We start from the raw sequence: 17,510 nt of genomic DNA on the forward strand, positions 1-17,510 counted from the left end.
CTCGGTAGAGTTGCAGCTGGGCCGACCGCATATATTCCAGATGCAGTACGTATTCCCCCGGCGGAATATCTGGCCCGGTGCACGCCGTCCGGGGCGGAAAGACGATTACGGCAGGAGGCGGCGGAATGGCAGGAGAACTGCCCACCACGGAGTTCGACGACATCCCCGAGGAATTGCTCGACGAGCTCGAGGCCCTCGCTCACGAGCGCACCGAGGGCCACGTCAACATGGTGCAGCTCCTCGACGAGGACGGGCGCTTCCTCAACCGTTCTCATTTCGCCGAGCGGGCCGCATCGCTGAGCGTCGACGAGCTGCGCGCGCTCTACCGCGACATGGCGATGATCCGACGGTTCGACGCCGAGGCGACGGCGCTCCAGCGCCAGGGCCAGCTCTCGCTGTGGGTTCCGGTCAGAGGTCAGGAGGCGGCGCAGATCGGTTCCGGCCGCGCGACGCTCCCGCAGGACTACATTTTCCCGACCTATCGCGAACATGGCGTCGCGCTGACGCGGGGAGTCGAGCTCGGTGAGCTTCTGCGGCAGTTCCGGGGCGTGTCGAACGGCGGCTGGGACCCGAAGGAGAACAACTTCCACCTCTACACCCTCGTCCTTGCGGCACAGGTGCCGCACGCGGTCGGCTACGCGATGGGCCTTCAGCGCGATGCGTCCCGTGCCGCAGCCGCGGGCCGGGAACTCCCTGAACCCGCAGCTACGATCGCCTACTTCGGCGATGGAGCGAGTTCCGAAGGCGACGTGCACGAGAGCATGGTCTTCGCCGCGAGCTTCAAGGCGCCGGTTGTCTTCTTCTGCCAGAACAACCAGTGGGCTATTTCGGTCCCGACCCAGGTGCAGTCGCGCATACCCCTGCACAACCGCGCGAAGGGCTATGGCTTCCCCGGCCTTCGGGTGGACGGGAATGATGTCCTTGCCGTCCGGGCCGTGACGGAATGGGCCCTGGAACGGGCGCGGAGCGGCAAGGGGCCCGTGCTCATCGAGGCTTACACCTACCGCCAAGGTGCCCACACCACGGCCGATGATCCCACCAAGTATCGGCTCACGGCCGAGGAGGAGTCCTGGCTGGCGAAGGACCCGATCACGCGCTTCGAGAAGTTCCTCCGTGCTGAAGGCCATGCCGACGAGGCCTTCTTCGCCGAGGTTGCAGCCGAAGCGGAAGCGCTGGCAGCCAAGTCCCGCAGGGACGTTCTCGCGTTCGAGGCTCCGAGTCTGGCGGCCGAGATGCAGAACGTCTACGCGGAGCGGCACCCGCTCGTGGAGGAGGAGCTTGCGTGGCACCTCGAGTACGAGGCCGGCTTCGCTGATGCCGATGCCGGTGCTGATGCCAATGCCGATACCGACGCTGCGGAAGGCGGTCGCTGATGCCCACGATGACTCTTGCGAAGGCCATCAACGCTGGCCTCAGGGACGCCTTGGCCGCCGACGAGATGGTCATGCTCATGGGCGAGGACATTGGTTCGCTCGGTGGTGTCTACCGAGTGACCGAGGGACTCAAGGCCGAGTTCGGCGAGGATCGGGTCGTTGACAGCCCACTCGCCGAATCGGGGATCGTCGGGACGAGTATCGGTCTTTCCCTGCGCGGGTACCGTCCAGTCGGCGAGATCCAGTTCGACGGTTTCGTGTTCCCGGGCTTCAACCAGATCACGACCCAGCTAGCGAAGCTCCATGCCCGCAGCAGGGGCCAGCTCACCGTCCCGGTGACCATCCGCATCCCGTACGGCGGCGGCATCGGGTCGGTCGAGCACCATTCGGAGTCGCCCGAGGCACTTTTCGCCCACACTGCGGGACTCCGGATCCTCACGCCGTCCAATCCGCATGACGGCTACTGGATGACTCGCCAGGCGATCGAGTGCGAAGACCCCGTCATCCTCTTCGAGCCGAAGCGCCGTTACTGGCTCAAGGGCGAGGTGGACTTGGAGGATCCGGGCACGTCGGCGGACCCGTTCCGCGCACACATTGTGCGCGAGGGCAGCGACGCGACGGTCGTGGCCTACGGCCCGCTCGTTCCAGTGGCGCTTGCGGCGGCGGAGGCGGCAGCGGAAGACGGTCGCAGCGTCGAAGTCGTCGACCTCCGGTCGCTTTCACCCATCGATTTCGAGACCGTGACGGCATCCGTCCGCAAGACCGGTCGGCTCGTCGTGGCCCATGAGGCACCGACGTTCGGTGGCCTCGGCGGCGAGATTGCTGCTCGCGTGTCCGAACGAGCCTTCCTGTCGCTTGAGGCCCCCGTGATCCGGGTGGGCGGCTTCCACATGCCGTACCCGGTCTCAAAGGTCGAGGGCCAGTACCTTCCGGACATCGACCGCATCCTCGAGGCCCTCGACCGGGCGTTCGCGTACTAGGAGCCCCATGAGCAAGCAGATCTTCACCCTCCCTGACGTCGGCGAGGGGCTGACCGAGGCAGACATCGTCGCCTGGAAGGTCAAGCCCGGCGATACCGTCGCGATCAACGACATCCTCTGCGAGATCGAGACGGCGAAGAGCCTCGTCGAGCTCCCGAGCCCGTTCGAGGGCACGGTGCTCGAGCTCCTGGCTCCCGAGCACGAGACCATCGAGGTTGGCTCGCCGATCATCGCGATAGGCGCGGCCTCCGATGCGGTCCCTGCAACGACTGCCCCCCTCTCCAACGCCCCGGCCTCCAACGCTCGTGCTTCCAAGGCCCCGGCCTCCAAAGAAGCGGACGACGGCGGGAGCGCACCTAGCGTCGCCGCCGCACCGTCGTCGTCCTCCAGCGCAGCGAGCCGAGCGCCTCAGGTGCCCACGGGAGAGACCGTCAACGCCCCCGTCCCGCACCTCAACGAGCCGGGGATCGAGAGCGGCCCCTTGGTGGGCTCTGGTCCGAAGGCAGACGCCATAAGGCGCCGCCCCCGCAAGCAGCAATCAACGAGTCCGAGCTTCCCGCTCCCTAGCGCCTCCCCCCAGCAGCCGACGTCCCGTCAGCAGCCGGCGACTCCGCAGCAGCCTGCGCACCCCCAGCAGCCGGCGACTCCCCAGCAGCCTGCGCACCCCCAGCAGCGGACCATGCACCCTGCTGCCGATCCGACCGCTCGAGCCGGGGCGGACGCGCAAGAAGCGAGCACCGCCGTCGCCCGCCTGCTGACCCGCGTCCTCGCCAAACCCCCGGTCCGCCGGATAGCGAAGGAACTCGGCATCAACCTCGCCGATGTCCCGGCAACGGGTGCGCGCGGGGAGGTGACCCGCGCGGACCTGGAGTCCTACCAGGTGCAGCGCGAACGTGAGATCGCCGCCGCGCCGACGTTCTGGGAACCTGCGAAGAAGCCGCTGGACCAGCGAATCGAAGTTGTCCCGGTTCGGGGTGTCCGCAAGGCCACGGCGAAGGCGATGGTGGATTCGGCCTTCACAGCGCCGCACGTGAGCATCTTCGTGGATGTGGACGCGTCGCGGACGATGGAGTTCGTTCAGCGGCTCAAGAAGTCGCGCGATTTCGAGAACATCAAGGTCTCCCCGCTGCTCATCCTCGCGAAGGCGGTGATTTGGGCGGCGGCGCGCAATCCGAGCGTGAACTCGGAGTGGGTCAGCTCGCAGAGCGGCGACGAAATCCACATCAAGCACTTCATGAATCTCGGGATCGCTGCTGCGACACCTCGTGGACTACTCGTGCCGAACATCAAGAACGCCCAGGACCTTTCCCTCAAGGAACTGGCGGTCGCGCTCAACGATCTCGCGACAACCGCCCGCGCAGGGAAGACGAAGGCCGCCGACATGCAGGGCGGAACGCTCACGGTCACGAATATCGGTGCTCTCGGCATCGATATCGGCACGCCGATCATCAATCCGGGGGAGGTCGCGATTGTCGCCTTCGGCACGATCAAGCAGAAGCCGTGGGTGGTTTCAGGCGAGGTGATTCCACGCTGGATCACGACCCTCGGCGGCTCGTTCGACCACCGGGTGGTCGACGGCGACCTTTCCGCGCGCTTCATGGCGGACGTCGCGGCGATCATGGAGGAGCCGGCTCTCCTGCTCGACTGACGGTCCGGGACGAGGGAAGCGGCCGCGGCTCCGAGTTGCGTACTGCGCCTTGTATCGCCGGTGGTGCAGGCGCACAATGGCGCCAGCAGCCGGGGCAGTCCTGGCACGGTACGCGCCACCCCGGGTGTGGGAGGTTGATCCATGTGAGCTCGTCCATGGACGCTGGTTCCGTCAGCGCCCCCTCAGGGGAGCAGATCGTTGCCCGACTCGAGCGGCTTGAGGTGTGGAGTCTTTCCTACCTCTTCATCGGGATCATTGGGCTTGGATTCCTTTTCACGTTCTACGACATCTTCGACATCAACGTCTCGTTCATCCAGACCTGCGTGGAGCTGAACAAGGGCTGCACCCCAGAGAATGCGCTGGGTGCCCTGCCGCTTCCAGTGCTCCTCAATCTCGCCGGGTACGTGGTCGGCACCCTCGTGTTGAGCCCGATCGCCGATCGTGTGGGCCGGCGCAACATGCTGATGGTCACGATGCTCATCACGGGCCTCGGCTCCCTCTACAACGCATTCGTCGGCGACTACGCGAACTTCAACATCGCCCGCATCATCACGGGCATGGGCATCGGCGCCGACTTGGCGATCGTCAACACTTACGTGAACGAGGTGGCGCCTCGGAGATCGAGGGCTCAGTTCACGACCATCATCTTCATCATGTCGGCCCTAGGCGCCTTCGTCGGCATCTGGCTCGGCCTCATCCTGACGACGCCGCCGACGCCCTGGCCGCTCGGGCTCCCCTTCGCGGCGGCCGGGCCGGGGTTCGACTCCGGTTGGCGGTGGATGTATGGGATCGGTGCGATTCTGGCCGTCATCGCCGTCCTGCTCCGGTTCGAACTGCCCGAGTCGCCGCGATGGCTCATCGGGCAGGGGCGCTTTACTGATGCGGACGCCGTCGTCCGCGCGATGGAGGTGCGCGCCGCCCGGCGCGGACCGCTCGCCGAGCCGCTCCTCGCGGACACCTACGGCGCGACTGTGCCGCCGTCGCCCGTGCCGTACCGTGACCTGTTCGGGCGCGCGCTGTACGTGCGCCGCATCATCCTGCTGTTCCTGATCTGGTTCATCGGCTACATCACCGTCTACTCGTTCGCCTCGGGCTTCACGGCCGTCCTCGCTGCCCTGCGCTATCCGCCGCCTGAGGCCGGAGTCATTGCCGCTGTGGGCACGATCGGTTTCGTCGCTGAAGCGGCGGTGATGAGTGTGATCGTCGAGAAGCTCGAGCGCCGCTACTGGCTCCCCATCGCCGCAGCGGTGACGATCATCGGTTCGCTCGTCGTCGCCTCCGCGGGCACCAACATCTGGGTTTCATTCATCGGCGCGATCCTCATCTTTGCCGGGTTCAACCTCTGGGTCTCACCGACGTACGCGCTCACGGCCGAGTCCTTCCCGACTCGGGCCCGCACGACGGGCTTCGCCCTCGTGGACGGCGTCGGCCACATCGGCGGGGGCATCGGCGTCATGATTATCGCGCCGATCCTGCCTCAACTGTCGGTCGTGTGGGCCCTCGGTCTGATTTCCGTGTTCCTTGTGGTGGCGGCGATCTTGGTCCAGTTCACTCCGCATACGCGGAATCGGCACTTGGACCACATTTCGCCGTGATCTCGGCCTGTCCCTCGAGCGCCACCGTCTGACGCGGCTCGAGTCCCTCAGGAAGCGAGTGCGCGATGAGGATGACGAGCCGCGTGCTGGCCCATTCGGCGAGTTCGCCTACAAGGGTCTGGACCCCGTGGTCGTCCATGCCGTTGAAGGGCTCGTCGAGGATGACGAGAGGCGTGGGCAGTGCGGTGCACGCGAGGAGCCAGAGCTTGCGCTGGTTTCCCGTAGAAAGCTCGGCGGCAGCCACCTCGAGCCAGTCGCCGAGGCCGTAGCGTTCGGCGCGCGCGAGTGCGGGGGCCAACTCGGTGCGCCGGCAGCGAGCGGCGAACGCAAGATGGTCCCTGGTAGTCATCGACGGGTACAGCGCTGGGGCCGTCCGGCAGACGCTTCGGAGGAGCCGTGCCTCAGGCGCGCCGGCACGCGTCCCAGAGATGCGGACCTCGCCGTCGAAGGGAGCGAGGAATCCCGAGACGAGTTCGAGCAGCGTCGACTTTCCGCTGCCGTTCGGGCCAGCGATGCGGACGAGGCCCGGACCCTGCAGCGAGAGGCTCAAGTCGCTGAAGACCGGCTGCTCGCGATCGTAGCCCGCGCGGACCGATGTGAATTCGAGGTGAGGTGGCTGAGGCGATAGCGAAGGCAAATGAAGGCTCCCAGTGTCAAAGCGAGGGCGTAGAGGGTCACGAGCAGTTCGGCGAGGTACGGATCGAGGACAAGGGCCGCAAGGCACGGCGTCATCAACCCGTAGGCGGCGACGCTGCCCGCGATATCGAAGGTGCGGCTCCCGTCCGTGTTCGGAAGGGGAGCGACAAGTGACTCGCCTGCGGTCTCCGCCGCGGCGCCCACGAGGGCGACCGCGAGCGGCGAGATGAGGACGTGCCCGGTGAGAAGCCATGCGGCGAGGGTGGCGAGCGCTCCCATTGGCAGAGCCATGGCGACGTAGAGACCGAGCAGCGACGTCGCAGCACGCTGGACGGGGATCCCGCTTTCGAGGGCGAAGCGCGCGTGGTAGATCTTCGCCGTAGGACCGATGCGTTCGAAGGCGATGGCCAGCACGCATGAGCAGAGTAGGAGGACAGCTCCGACGACGGAGCGCAGCACGTCAGTCCGGGGCAACGAGGCGAGCGAGGGGACCGGGAGCAGGGCAGAGGCGCCAACCAGGCCGCTGCAGACGGTGATCACAGCGAGGTAATACACGGAAACGAGCGTCCCGTGCGGCGTTCCGGCGAGGTCCTGAAGGAACGCCATCGCGAGGCCCCTCGCTTGACGGTCCCCCGAGCGCTTCCGCCTCGAGGGCAGGAGAAGCGCCGCATAGTGGCCTGCGTTCAGGCAGACAATGGTGGCCGCGACGAATCCAATTGTGGCGATCATCGCCATCGTCGTTAGCATCGGTACCGCAAAAGGAGGCAGCGCTGGCACGCTTATGACCGCGCCTGAACCGAGTGTCACCGCAGTTGCGGCCCCCAATGCGAGTCCGACGACGGCGCACGCCACCGCGCGAGCCCATGTCGCCGATCCGCGGCGCGGGGGATTCAGCGCGCACCATGCCGCGATGAAGCAGGCCGAGGCGGTGGCACAGAGGGAACCGGGCAACAGCCAGGCGTAGGCTGCGGTCCGGGCTGGGTCCTCCGCACCGAACACAGCGACAAACAACGCTGTCGCCACCGGGAGCGGCGCCGCGGCGAGTCCGGCAGGGAGTACTCCATAGCGCAGGGCGACGTGGGAGAGCGGCAGGTCGAGGTCGCGGAAGAGTCTCAGGTGCGGATTGGCGACCACTGCGAGTCTTCGGCTCGTGAGCAGGCCCGATCCAACCACAACGGCCGAGACGTACAGGACCACGAGCGACCACAGCTGCCATGCGAGATCCCGATCATGGCTGAAGACGCTGTCCCGCAGTACTCGAAGCGTCAGGAACCACAAGACGCCTCCCACAAGGGTGCCCACGCCGACCCCAGCACTCGCCAAGAGCTTGAAGGCCCCGAGGCTGAGCGGGAGTCGGAAGGAATTGACTATCTCGAAGGCACGAAAATCGCGCGCGAGCCGAAAGTCGGTGATCCAGACGGAACGAACCATGCTCAGAATTTGCTTTTAGGGTCGTTCGCCAAAATTGATCCTTGCAGCTCAAGAACTTGTCCGGCTGCCAAGAGCGTGCAGACGGCGGCTGCCAGAAATGATGCTGCGGCCTGAACCGGCGTTGCGAGGTAGGGGCTCAGGCTCAAGCCGTGGGATACACCGGCGAGGGTGTAGACCACGAGCTTGAGAGAGGACAGCGTGGAAGTTTTGGTGAACATGAAGATGAATGGAATGATCGCACCGAAGAGCGACACGCCGGAAATGGCGATTGTCTTGGCGGCGACGGGATCAAGGTTTTTGAGGCCCGTTGCCAGAGGTGCGAGCCATAACCCCGCAATAGCGACTATCGAAGAGACAACCAGTGCCCCAAGCTGGATCTTCGCAAAGAGCGGAAAGAAGCGGATATACAGTTTCTCGAGCATCCTTGTTCACCGCCTCATCCGAAGCTGATAAGAAGGGGGAGTACGACTGCGGTCGCCACGGCGAGCACCTTCCTGCCTACGGTGAACTCCCACCAATAGCGCCGATAGGCGACGAGGGCGAGAACTCCGACGAGCGGAAAGTATGCGTAATAGCCTGGGACTCCGCGCAGGTCGGGGTACTGCGTGACAACGCTCGCGAGGTGTACCGGCACAGTGCTCAGGATGGCGACGACGAAATAGAGCCCAACCCTCCACTTCCCCCACACCACTGGCTTGGTCAGAATGATCCGGCGGTCAAGGAAGGCGGCGAGGAGCAAATAGAGGGCAATGATCACGGTGTAAACGAGGACGAACATGATGCCGCCCACCGTGGTGGAAAAGTTGACGAGCCTTTCATCGCCGATCTCCGCCTTAACATCCTCGGGTATTTGAGACGCTGCTTGCCGAAGGACGAGCGGGAGTCGCGCGAGCACGAGGGCCATGATGAGGAGGTAAGCGAGGACCCACAGGAGTCGTGGCGTCTTCTGCTGGCCGTCGTCTGGCCGTTCCTCGGGTTTCATCTGGCCAACGTGTGCGACGGTGACCAGAGGTTCTTCGTAGCGCGGGGATTCTTGAGGGCGAGGAGGCTCGGGGGTTGAGATGCTCATTGTTCCTAGATGGTTCGGAGGGAGATGAGGGTCGCCTCGATCGCTGCGGCCACGAGAATCAAGGCCAGCGCGAGAGCGAGGGTGCGAAGTGAGTCAGCGAAATCGCGATGAAGTGACGCGAGCGAGATCTTGTCTCTGTCGATCAGGACTAACCTGACCGCGCCGCATGCTGGCTGGAGCCCGGCGGTGGCGGCGAGGACCAAGCCCCCGAACTCGAGAGGCACATACAAGGCGACGTCTGATGCGAGTTGGGCGACGCCTGTTGAATGGACGCCGAGGGAAACTGTCGCACCGACGTACAGAGCGAGGATTCCACCGGCAACGAGCGTCGTCAGCCCAAGCGTCACGACGCCGGAGTACAGCACGAGCGCCGCTCCCGCGTTCCGCATGAGGATCTGAAGGAATCCTCCTGAGAACAGGGAGCTCTCCTCGAAAGCAGCATTGTCTGCAATCCACGAAACGTCGAGCGCCGCATATGCTGCCCAGGCAACCGCCGTCATGCCTGCCGCCGTGCCGAGGAGCAGGCCCATGGGCACGCTCCTCAGCACGGCGACCATTTTCGTTGAGCGCACTTACCGAATCGCCGCAGCAGCGCCGAAGCGCATGAGGAACGCGCGCGTGGACGCAATGACGATCCCGGCAATTCCGGCTCCGACTATCGCTCCGACGATCGCGAGCGCCCAACCTCCGAGCGCGGTTGCTTGCACAATCCGCTCTGCCGCTCGTTGGGACAAATTCTGGGAGGCGATAAGCCAGCTGACAGCGACCGAGGTGCTGACGAGGCCTGTCGTTCCCAAAAGCAAGGCAGTAGCTGTAGCTCTGGGCGCGAAACGATTGATCTGAATGCTTGCCACTGGACTCCTCTTCGACTTGCCTGCCATGCCTCAGGCGACGGCCTGGGCGCGTCCCCAGCGGAGCGCGACCGAGCGGGCGGTCGCGATGAGCGCACCGGTGATCCCGGCACCGAAGACAGCGCCGATGACCACAAGGGCCCAGCCACCGACCTCGATAGCCTGCATAATCTGGCTTGCAGCAGCGGCGGAGATTCCGAGCGAGCCAGCGATCCACGAGACGGCCAACGATGCGCCCAGCAGCCCGACGATGCCGAGCACAGCTGCAGCTGCAGTCGTCAGAACCGCGCTGCGTTCGGTGGACGTGGTTTCCATAGCGATGCCCTTCCTGTTGGTTGCCTAATGACAATTCGCACAGTAGCAATCACCTCTTTCAAAGTTTCAAGCCACTGTTGCCTGGGGGACTTGTCAGGCCCGACAACATGGGGGAAATGGCGCCGAACTCAGTGGCTCAAAGCGTCCCGGACGGGTTCACGGATGGGACCGTCAGTGACCGGTCAGTGGAACGCTCCCACCCCTGTGAGCTTCTGGCCGAGGATGAGGGTGTGCACCTCGTCGGTGCCCTCGTAGGTGCGCACGGATTCGAGGTTGTTCGCGTGGCGCAGGGGCGAGTAGTCGAGGGTGATGCCGTTTCCGCCGAGGATGGTGCGGGCCTCGCGGCAGATCTCGATGGCCTCGCGGCAGTTGTTGAGCTTGCCGACGCTGATCTGGTGCGGCTCGAGAGTCCCCGCGTCTTTGAGTCGGCCGAGGTGCAGGGCGAGGAGGAAGCCCTTGTCGACCTCGAGCGCCATGTCCACGAGCTTCTGCTGGGTCAGCTGGTAGGCAGCCAGCGGCTTGCCGAACTGGAGTCGCTCCTTCGAGTAGGCCAGGGCGTCCTCGAACGCGTCGCGGGCGGCGCCCATCGCGCCCCACACGATCCCGTACCGGGCCTCGTTCAGGCACGAGAACGGGCCCCGTAGCCCCACGACCTCGGGCAGGACCGCCTCGGCCGGGAGCCGCACGTCGTCCAGCGCCACCTCACACTGGATCGAGGCGCGCATCGACAGCGTGGGCTCGATCGGGGTCGCCGTGTAGCCGCGGGTGGAGGTCGGGACGAGGAAGCCGCGGACGCCGTCGTCCGTCTGCGCCCACACGACGGCGACGTCCGCGATGTTGGCGAGCCCGATCCAGCGCTTGGTCCCGGAGATGACCCAGTCCGAGCCGTCGCGGCGGGCGAAGGTGCGCATGGACCCGGGGTCGGAGCCCGCCGTCGGCTCGGTGAGCCCGAAGCAGCCGATCGCCTCCCCGGCCGCCATGGCAGGGAGCCACTCCTGCTTCTGCGCCTCCGAGCCGTGCTTGGAGATCGCACTCATCGCGAGCGAGCCCTGGACCGAGACGAACGTCCGCAGCCCTGAATCGCCGGCCTCGAGCTCGGCGGCAGCGAGGCCGTACTCGACCGCCGAACGTCCCGGGCACCCGTAGCCTTGGAGGTGCATCCCCAGCACGCCCAGCTTCGCGAGCTCCGGCACCAGCTCGAGCGGGAACCGTGCATCCTCGTACCAGCGGGCGATATTCGGCTTGATCTCGACGCGCACGAAGGCGCGCACGCGCTCGCGGAGGTCCAGTTCGTCGTCGCTGAGGAGGGAGTCGAACGAGATGAGGTCGGCGGCGTCCATGGGGCAAGAGTAGCGGCGCCGCTCCCGGGCGTAGGGTGGAGGGCGTGACAGAGACCACCCACACGGCTCCGCTCCCTGCCCACCTCCGCCTCGCGGCGTCCCCGAAAGCCCAACCGGCCGCCGTCGTCCAAGGCCCGAACTACCGTTTCACGGTCTTGACTTCCCAGCTCATCCGCCTCGAATACAGCGCGGACGGAGAGTCCGAGGACCGACCGTCGCAGGTGGTCCTCCACCGGGACCTCGACGTCCCCGACTTCCGCGTCTTCGACAAGCCGGAGGCGCTCGAGATCATCACGGAGCACGTCCACCTCGTCTACGACAAGCGCCCGTTCACCCCGCACGGCCTGTCGATCAAGGTCCTCGGCAACGTCAGCAATTACCACAGTGTGTGGCACTACGGCGAGGTCGGCGAGAAGAACCTGGGCGGCACGGCGCGCACCCTCGACGGGGTCGACGGCGCGTGCGAGCTCGAGCCGGGCCTCATGTCCCGCTACGGATTCGCGGTCCTCGACGACAGCGAGACCCTCGTCTTCGACGACGCGGGCTGGCTCGATACCCGTGGCGAAGGGAGAACCGACCTCTACTTCTTCGGCTACGGCCGCGACTACCGCAAGTGCCTCCGCGACTTCTATCGCATCTCGGGTTTCACGCCGCTCGTGCCCCGGTTCACGCTCGGCAACTGGTGGAGCCGCTACCACCGGTACACCGAGGACGAGTACCGCGGCGTCATCGAACGGTTCGCGGCCGAGCGGATCCCGCTCTCGGTCGCCGTGCTCGACATGGACTGGCACCTCACGGACATCGATCCGGTGCACGGTAGCGGCTGGACGGGCTACACGTGGAACCGCGAGCTCTTCCCTGACCCTGAGGGCTTCGCGCGCTGGCTCCACGATTCGGGGCTCGCGCTCACGCTCAACGTCCATCCTGCCGACGGCATCGCGGCGCACGAGGAGGTCTACGCCCGCACGGCCGAGGCGCTCGGCCTCGACGCCGAGGCAGGCGACGCCATAGCCTTCGACCCCACAGACCCGGAGTTCCTCCGCGCCTACCTCGAGGAGGTCCACCACCCGCTCGAGGAGGCCGGCGTCGACTTCTGGTGGCTCGACTGGCAGTCCGGCCCCTACTCCCGCATCGAGGGCCTCGACCCGCTCTGGGTCCTCAACCACATCCACTTCCTCGATTCGGCGCGGAACGGCAGGCTCCCACTCACGTTCTCGCGCTACGCCGGCCCCGGCAGCCACCGCTACCCGATCGGCTTCTCAGGCGACACGATCGTCACGTGGGAGTCGCTCGCGTTCCAGCCGTACTTCACGGCGACGGCGTCGAACATCGGCTACGGCTGGTGGAGCCACGACATCGGCGGCCATATGTGGGGGTACAAGGACGACGATCTCGCCACCCGTTGGGTCCAGCTCGGAGTCTTCTCGCCGATCAACCGTCTGCACAGCTCGTCCATGCCGTTCACCGGCAAGGAGCCATGGCGCTTCCGTCCGGATGCGGAGGCCGCGATGGGCGAGTTCCTGCGGCTCCGCCATCGCCTCGTCCCGTACCTGCACACCATGAACCACCGCATGGCCTCGGGAGGCCAGCCCATCGTCGAGCCGATGTACTACGAGTATCCGGAGGTCGACGAGGCCTACGAGGTGCCGAACCAGTACCTGTTCGGCAGCGAGCTCATGGTCGCGCCGATCGTCGCTCCCCGCGAGCGGGCCTCCAACCGCGCGAGCGTTGACGCTTGGCTCCCTCCGGGGCAGTGGATCGACTTCTTCACGGGTGTGCGCTATCGGGGAGGCCGCAGGGCGCGGCTGTTCCGCACCCTCGACTCCATCCCGGTCCTCGCGAAGGCCGGCGCGATCGTTCCCCTGGTCCACGGGAAGTCCTTGGGGAATGGCGTGGCGGAGCCCGAGCAGCTTGAGCTTCGTGTCTTCGGGGGCGCCTCGGGGGCGTTCACGCTCATTGAGGACGACGGCGGCGCCTCGGCGGGGGAGCGCGGCCACCAGGTCCGCACCCCGATCGAGTTCGACTGGGGCGCGGGCGAGCTGCGGGTCCGTCCATGCGAGGGAGCGGCCGACGGCGTCCCCACCGTTCGCTCGTACGACGTCGCCTTCGTCGGCGTCGAGGAGCCGTCCGCTGTGCGGGTGCTTTCCGGCGATCGCGAGGTCTCGGCTTCCGTCTCCTACGACGAGGCGGCGGGGACTCTGCAAGTGCGCGTGGACGGCGTCGCCGCGCACGTGGGCTTCACCATCGCAGTAGATGGCTCGCTGGCCTTGGCACCCAACTCGACGGTCGACGCCGTCGAACGCCTCCTCGAGGACGTGCACGCCAAGTTCACTGTGAAGGGGGATATTTTCGCAAGGATTGCTTCTGGCGAGTCTCCGGCCGCCGTCGTCGCTGCGCTCGCCGGGATGAACCTCGACGCGGACCTTTTCGGCGCGCTCGTGGAGCTCATCCTCGCGGACGCGGGTTAGCCGACGTGGAGGCACCGGCCCCAGCCCGACGGTTCGCTGTCGCGCGGGCGATCACCGAGGCGCTCCAGCCGCCGATCGTCACCGCCGTCCTCATGCTCCTCAGCCCAGCCGGCAGCCCCGGTTTCCCTGGCACGCTCTGGTACGGGTTCGTGGCGGCGGCCTTCACGTGCCTCCTGCCGTTCGGGATACTGCTCGTGCTCGTTCGGGTCGGCAAAGTGACGGACCATCACGTGAGCGACCGCCGGCAGCGCGGCCCAGTGCTTGCCGCCGCGATCCTGTGCGTCCTGCTCGGCCTCGCCGTGCTCCTTCTGCTCCGGGCGCCCGCGAGCGTGATCGCCATGGTGCTCGCGCTCATCGGAGGCCTAGCGCTGCTTGCCCTCGTGAGCCTCGTCTGGAAGGTCAGCGGGCACGCCGCCGCGATCACCTCGGCCACCGTCTCGGTCCTGTTCCTGTTCGGCGTGGGCTGGTGGCCCGTGCTGCTGCTCGTTCCCGCGGTCATCTGGTCCAGGCTCGTGCTCCGCGCCCATACCCCCGCGCAGCTGGCCGCCGGGGCGCTCTTCGGCGGTGCTGTCATCGTCGGACTCTGGCGGGGGCTTCTCGCCTGGATGGGCTGAACGCCCGGAAGGCTTAAGCTCCCTCACCAGAGCCGATGGCTCGCATTGCCTGAGGCCCTCCACGCGGCGTCCCTCAGCCCGTCGGTGGTCTGGGACATCTCGCCCCCTCGCCGCCAAGCCGTCCGCAGGTCGGTGAGCGCGCGTCGGAGCGGCGAAACGCGATGTATCGCGCTTTCCTCTGGCACCTCTGACGGCGCCGCGGATGGGGTCCAGACGTGCTTCGGATGGGAAGTTAGAGCTGCCGACCCCTGACGGGCAATGGTTGACATGGTGGTCCCCTCTTGGTTGGTCTTCGCTTCGTGGTTCTTCGGTTGTTGCCGACTACCGAGCTTCCCCCTGCTTCAAGTCTCCTAGCTGAGCAGGACAGGTTCGGTCCGCTAGATTTCGAGATATAACGCGTTGTTCGATTCACGATATATCGCGAGTTCGGGGAAGGCAATGGTCTCATCCTCTTCCTCCTTCTTCCTTCTCTTTCTCCTCTGTTCCGGACAGTTTCTGTCCTAATTCAGAGGGATGATTGACCCATGGGTGACACGACTCAACGCGTGCTGAGCCTGCTCAACCTGCTCCAGCAGCGCCCCGTTTGGACCGGAAGCGAGCTCGCCGACAGGCTAGGAGTCACGACCCGCAGCGTCCGCCGCGACGTCGAACGCCTCCGCGCCCTTGGATACCCGGTCCGAGCCGAGCATGGGACGGGCGGCGGGTACCAGCTCGGGGCGGGCAAGGCCCTCCCGCCCCTCCTCCTCGACGACGAGGAGGCGGTCGCTGTCGCCGTAAGCCTGCGCCTTGCGGCGGGCGGCACCGTCGCGGGCCTCGGTGAAGCCGCCGTGCGGTCACTCGCGAAGCTCGACCAAGTGCTGCCCGCCCGGCTGCGGGCCGAGGTCAAGGGCGTCATCGAGGCGACCGTGAGCCTCGACAGCCCGGTTACCGCCGTCGACGCGGATGTCCTCGTCGCCCTCGCCCGGGCGATCCGTACCCCCGAGCGCGCGACGTTCGACTACACGAAGGCCGATGGCGGCCACGGCGAGCGGCGCGTCGAGCCCTACCGGCTCGTGGCGGCGGCGCGCCGCTGGTACCTCATGGCGTGGGACCTCGACAGGGATGACTGGCGGACGTTCCGACTCGACCGGATGACGGCGGCCCGCGGTACAGGCTGGCGCTTCAAGCCGCGGGACGCGCCGGACGCCGTCGAATTCATCCGCTCCTCGATCACGCAGGCCCCCTACCGCTTCGTCGCCAAGGTGAGGATCGAGGCGCCGGCCCACGAGGTTTCGCAGTTCGTGCCCTCGACCATGGCCGTCGTCGAGCCCGACGGTGACGGCGGTTCTATTCTCACCGCGGGGGCCGACGATCTCGATTACGTCGCCTACCACGTAGTGCGGCTCGGCTGGCCGGTCACTGTCATCGATCCGCCCGAGCTCAGGGATGCGATGCGGAGCCTGGGCGAGAGGCTGAAAGCGGCGAGCGGGTGACCCTGCGCGAGATCACGCCAGCATTCTTCCGCTTCCTTCCTTGATCATCCCCTCGCCGACGGGTGCAATGGACCTCGACGGCCTGAGCGCGCCGTCGCCGTTGCCGCGTCGAAGGAGCCTTCATGTTCACGAGCCCGTTGCCAGACGCCGAGATTCCCGAGTCCACGCTCTACGACTACCTCTTCGGGACTCTGGGCGACGAGGACCTCGACCGCGTGGCCGTCATCGACGGCACGAGCGGGGCCGAGCTGAGCTATCGCGGCCTCGTTCAGCGCATCGACGCTCTCGCGGGATGGCTCGCGAGCCAAGGCGTGGGCGCGGGGACCACAGTGGCACTGTTCAGCCCCAATATCCCGGCGTTCGCCGTCGTCTTTCACGGAATTCTCCGCGCGGGCGCCGTCGTCACCACGGTCAATGCCCTCTACACCGCCGAGGAGACTGCGCGGCAGCTCTCCGACGCCGGTGCCGAGTGGCTCTTCACGGTCTCGCCCTTCCTCGAACGAGCCTGGGCCGCTGCCGAGGAAGCGGGCATTCCCGCAGAACGCCTCGTAGTGCTCGACGGCGGAGAGGCGGCCGCCGCTGGGGGGCACCCCTCCCTGGCCGACGCGCTCAAGGCCGGACTTCCGGCGCCGGACATCCGCATCGACCCCCACGCCGTCGCCGTCATCCCCTACTCTTCCGGGACAAGCGGCTCGCCCAAGGGCGTCATGCTGAGCCAGTACAACCTCGTGGCCAACGTCGCGCAGGCGCACGCCCTCGTGGGAGTCACTCGGGACGACGTCCTGCTCGCAGTGCTGCCCTTCTTCCACATCTACGGCATGACGGTTCTGCTGAATGTGGCCCTGCGCGAGCGCGCCCAGCTTGTCACGATGCCGAAGTTCGACCTCGCCGAATTCCTCCGCCTGGTGCAGGACTTCCGCTGCACTTACCTGTTCATCGCGCCGCCCATCGCCGTCGCCCTGGCGAAGCATCCGATGGTCGATCAGTACGACCTCTCGTCCGTCCGCGCCGCGCTCTCCGGCGCCGCGCCTCTCGACGGGGAGTTGGGGCACGCCGTCGCCCGTCGCCTCGGCTGCATCATGCTCCAGGGCTACGGCATGACCGAGCTGAGCCCGATGTCCCACGCCATACCGCTCGAGACCGCCGACCGGTATCCGCTTGATTCCGTGGGCATCACCGCCCCGAATACGGAATGCAAGCTCCTCGACCCCGCCACGGACGAGGAAATCCCGGTGCCTACGGAGGGCGAGAGCGCACGTGGCCAGCTCCTGGTCCGCGGCCCGCAGGTCATGCTGGGCTACCTCAACCGGCCCGACGCGACCGCGGCGACGATCGATCCAGACGGCTTCCTCCGCACGGGCGACATCGCGACCGTCTCGGCCGATGGCGCCGTCACGATCGTCGACCGACTCAAGGAGCTCATCAAGTACAAGGGCTACCAGATCGCCCCTGCCGAGCTCGAGGCACTGCTGCTCACCCATCCGCAGGTCGCCGACGCGGCGGTCATCGGAGTACAGGCGGACGACGGCGAAGAGGTGCCGAAGGCGTTCATCGTGCGGCAGGCGGGGGCCGAGCTGGGCGACGAAGACATCATGGGGTTCGTCGCCGAACACGCGGCCCCGTTCAAGCGCGTGCGGTTCGTCGAGTTCGTCGACGCCATCCCGAAGTCGTCGTCCGGCAAGATCCTGCGGCGTGAGCTGCGGGGGACGAAGGCTTAG

General features: G+C 66.6%; 16 protein-coding genes. 8 read left to right on the forward strand and 8 right to left on the reverse strand.

Annotation, left to right across the window (positions count from 1 at the left end; all coding sequences use genetic code 11):
• Positions 1 to 125 precede the first annotated feature (125 nt).
• The 4 genes from pdhA (at position 126) to L0M17_RS01780 (ending at position 5,596) form a co-directional block, all read left to right on the forward strand.
• Positions 126 to 1,373 (forward strand): pyruvate dehydrogenase (acetyl-transferring) E1 component subunit alpha, encoded by a 1,248-nt coding sequence (gene pdhA, locus L0M17_RS01765; protein WP_241050664.1) that lies wholly within the window; start codon positions 126 to 128, stop codon positions 1,371 to 1,373.
• Positions 1,373 to 2,353: an alpha-ketoacid dehydrogenase subunit beta gene (locus L0M17_RS01770; RefSeq protein ID WP_241050666.1), complete on the forward strand. Its 981-nt coding sequence runs from the start codon at positions 1,373 to 1,375 to the stop codon at positions 2,351 to 2,353. The genes pdhA and L0M17_RS01770 overlap by 1 nt, the downstream gene beginning before the upstream one ends.
• A gap of 7 nt (positions 2,354 to 2,360) precedes the next feature.
• Complete coding sequence (locus tag L0M17_RS01775) at positions 2,361 to 4,001, forward strand: dihydrolipoamide acetyltransferase family protein (protein WP_241050668.1); 1,641 nt, start codon at positions 2,361 to 2,363, stop codon at positions 3,999 to 4,001.
• Between the two features lie 143 nt (positions 4,002 to 4,144).
• Positions 4,145 to 5,596, forward strand: coding sequence for an MFS transporter (locus L0M17_RS01780; protein ID WP_241050670.1), 1,452 nt, complete (start codon positions 4,145 to 4,147; stop codon positions 5,594 to 5,596).
• Here L0M17_RS01780 and L0M17_RS01785 read toward each other — a convergent pair.
• The 8 genes from L0M17_RS01785 to L0M17_RS01820 form a co-directional block, all read right to left on the reverse strand.
• Positions 5,550 to 6,146, reverse strand: coding sequence for an ABC transporter ATP-binding protein (locus L0M17_RS01785; RefSeq protein ID WP_241050672.1), 597 nt, complete (start codon positions 6,144 to 6,146; stop codon positions 5,550 to 5,552). The two genes, L0M17_RS01780 and L0M17_RS01785, sit on opposite strands and share 47 nt — an antisense overlap.
• Positions 6,143 to 7,663, reverse strand: coding sequence for a hypothetical protein (locus L0M17_RS01790; protein WP_241050674.1), 1,521 nt, complete (start codon positions 7,661 to 7,663; stop codon positions 6,143 to 6,145). Before L0M17_RS01790 ends, L0M17_RS01785 begins: the two co-directional genes overlap by 4 nt.
• A gap of 2 nt (positions 7,664 to 7,665) precedes the next feature.
• A complete protein-coding gene (locus tag L0M17_RS01795; RefSeq protein WP_241050676.1) occupies positions 7,666 to 8,085 on the reverse strand; it encodes a hypothetical protein in 420 nt (139 codons plus the stop codon).
• Between the two features lie 14 nt (positions 8,086 to 8,099).
• Positions 8,100 to 8,645 (reverse strand): hypothetical protein, encoded by a 546-nt coding sequence (locus tag L0M17_RS01800; RefSeq protein ID WP_241050678.1) that lies wholly within the window; start codon positions 8,643 to 8,645, stop codon positions 8,100 to 8,102.
• Positions 8,646 to 8,737: 92 nt separating this feature from the next.
• Complete coding sequence (locus L0M17_RS01805) at positions 8,738 to 9,280, reverse strand: stage II sporulation protein M (RefSeq protein WP_241050680.1); 543 nt, start codon at positions 9,278 to 9,280, stop codon at positions 8,738 to 8,740.
• Between the two features lie 24 nt (positions 9,281 to 9,304).
• A complete protein-coding gene (locus tag L0M17_RS01810) occupies positions 9,305 to 9,586 on the reverse strand; it encodes a hypothetical protein (protein WP_241050682.1) in 282 nt (93 codons plus the stop codon).
• A 30-nt stretch (positions 9,587 to 9,616) separates the two neighbouring features.
• On the reverse strand, positions 9,617 to 9,898 hold the full coding sequence (locus tag L0M17_RS01815; RefSeq protein WP_241050684.1) for an uberolysin/carnocyclin family circular bacteriocin: 282 nt from the start codon (positions 9,896 to 9,898) through the stop codon (positions 9,617 to 9,619).
• 182 nt (positions 9,899 to 10,080) lie between these two features.
• Positions 10,081 to 11,238 carry an acyl-CoA dehydrogenase family protein gene (locus L0M17_RS01820; RefSeq protein ID WP_241050686.1) on the reverse strand — a complete coding sequence of 386 codons (1,158 nt, stop codon included), beginning with the start codon at positions 11,236 to 11,238 and terminating at the stop codon, positions 10,081 to 10,083.
• A gap of 44 nt (positions 11,239 to 11,282) precedes the next feature.
• Here L0M17_RS01820 and L0M17_RS01825 point away from each other — a divergent pair, with 44 nt between their 5' ends.
• The 4 genes from L0M17_RS01825 (at position 11,283) to L0M17_RS01840 (ending at position 17,510) form a co-directional block, all read left to right on the forward strand.
• Positions 11,283 to 13,706 carry a glycoside hydrolase family 31 protein gene (locus L0M17_RS01825; RefSeq protein ID WP_241050687.1) on the forward strand — a complete coding sequence of 808 codons (2,424 nt, stop codon included), beginning with the start codon at positions 11,283 to 11,285 and terminating at the stop codon, positions 13,704 to 13,706.
• 5 nt (positions 13,707 to 13,711) lie between these two features.
• The gene (locus tag L0M17_RS01830) at positions 13,712 to 14,320 is read left to right on the forward strand and encodes a phosphatase PAP2 family protein (protein WP_241050689.1); all 609 of its coding nucleotides are present in this window, start codon (positions 13,712 to 13,714) and stop codon (positions 14,318 to 14,320) included.
• A gap of 524 nt (positions 14,321 to 14,844) precedes the next feature.
• On the forward strand, positions 14,845 to 15,792 hold the full coding sequence (locus tag L0M17_RS01835; protein WP_241050690.1) for a helix-turn-helix transcriptional regulator: 948 nt from the start codon (positions 14,845 to 14,847) through the stop codon (positions 15,790 to 15,792).
• A 122-nt stretch (positions 15,793 to 15,914) separates the two neighbouring features.
• Complete coding sequence (locus tag L0M17_RS01840) at positions 15,915 to 17,510, forward strand: AMP-binding protein (protein ID WP_241050691.1); 1,596 nt, start codon at positions 15,915 to 15,917, stop codon at positions 17,508 to 17,510.

It is taken from the genome of Sinomonas terrae (assembly GCF_022539255.1).
GTDB classification, from domain to species: domain Bacteria; phylum Actinomycetota; class Actinomycetes; order Actinomycetales; family Micrococcaceae; genus Sinomonas; species Sinomonas terrae.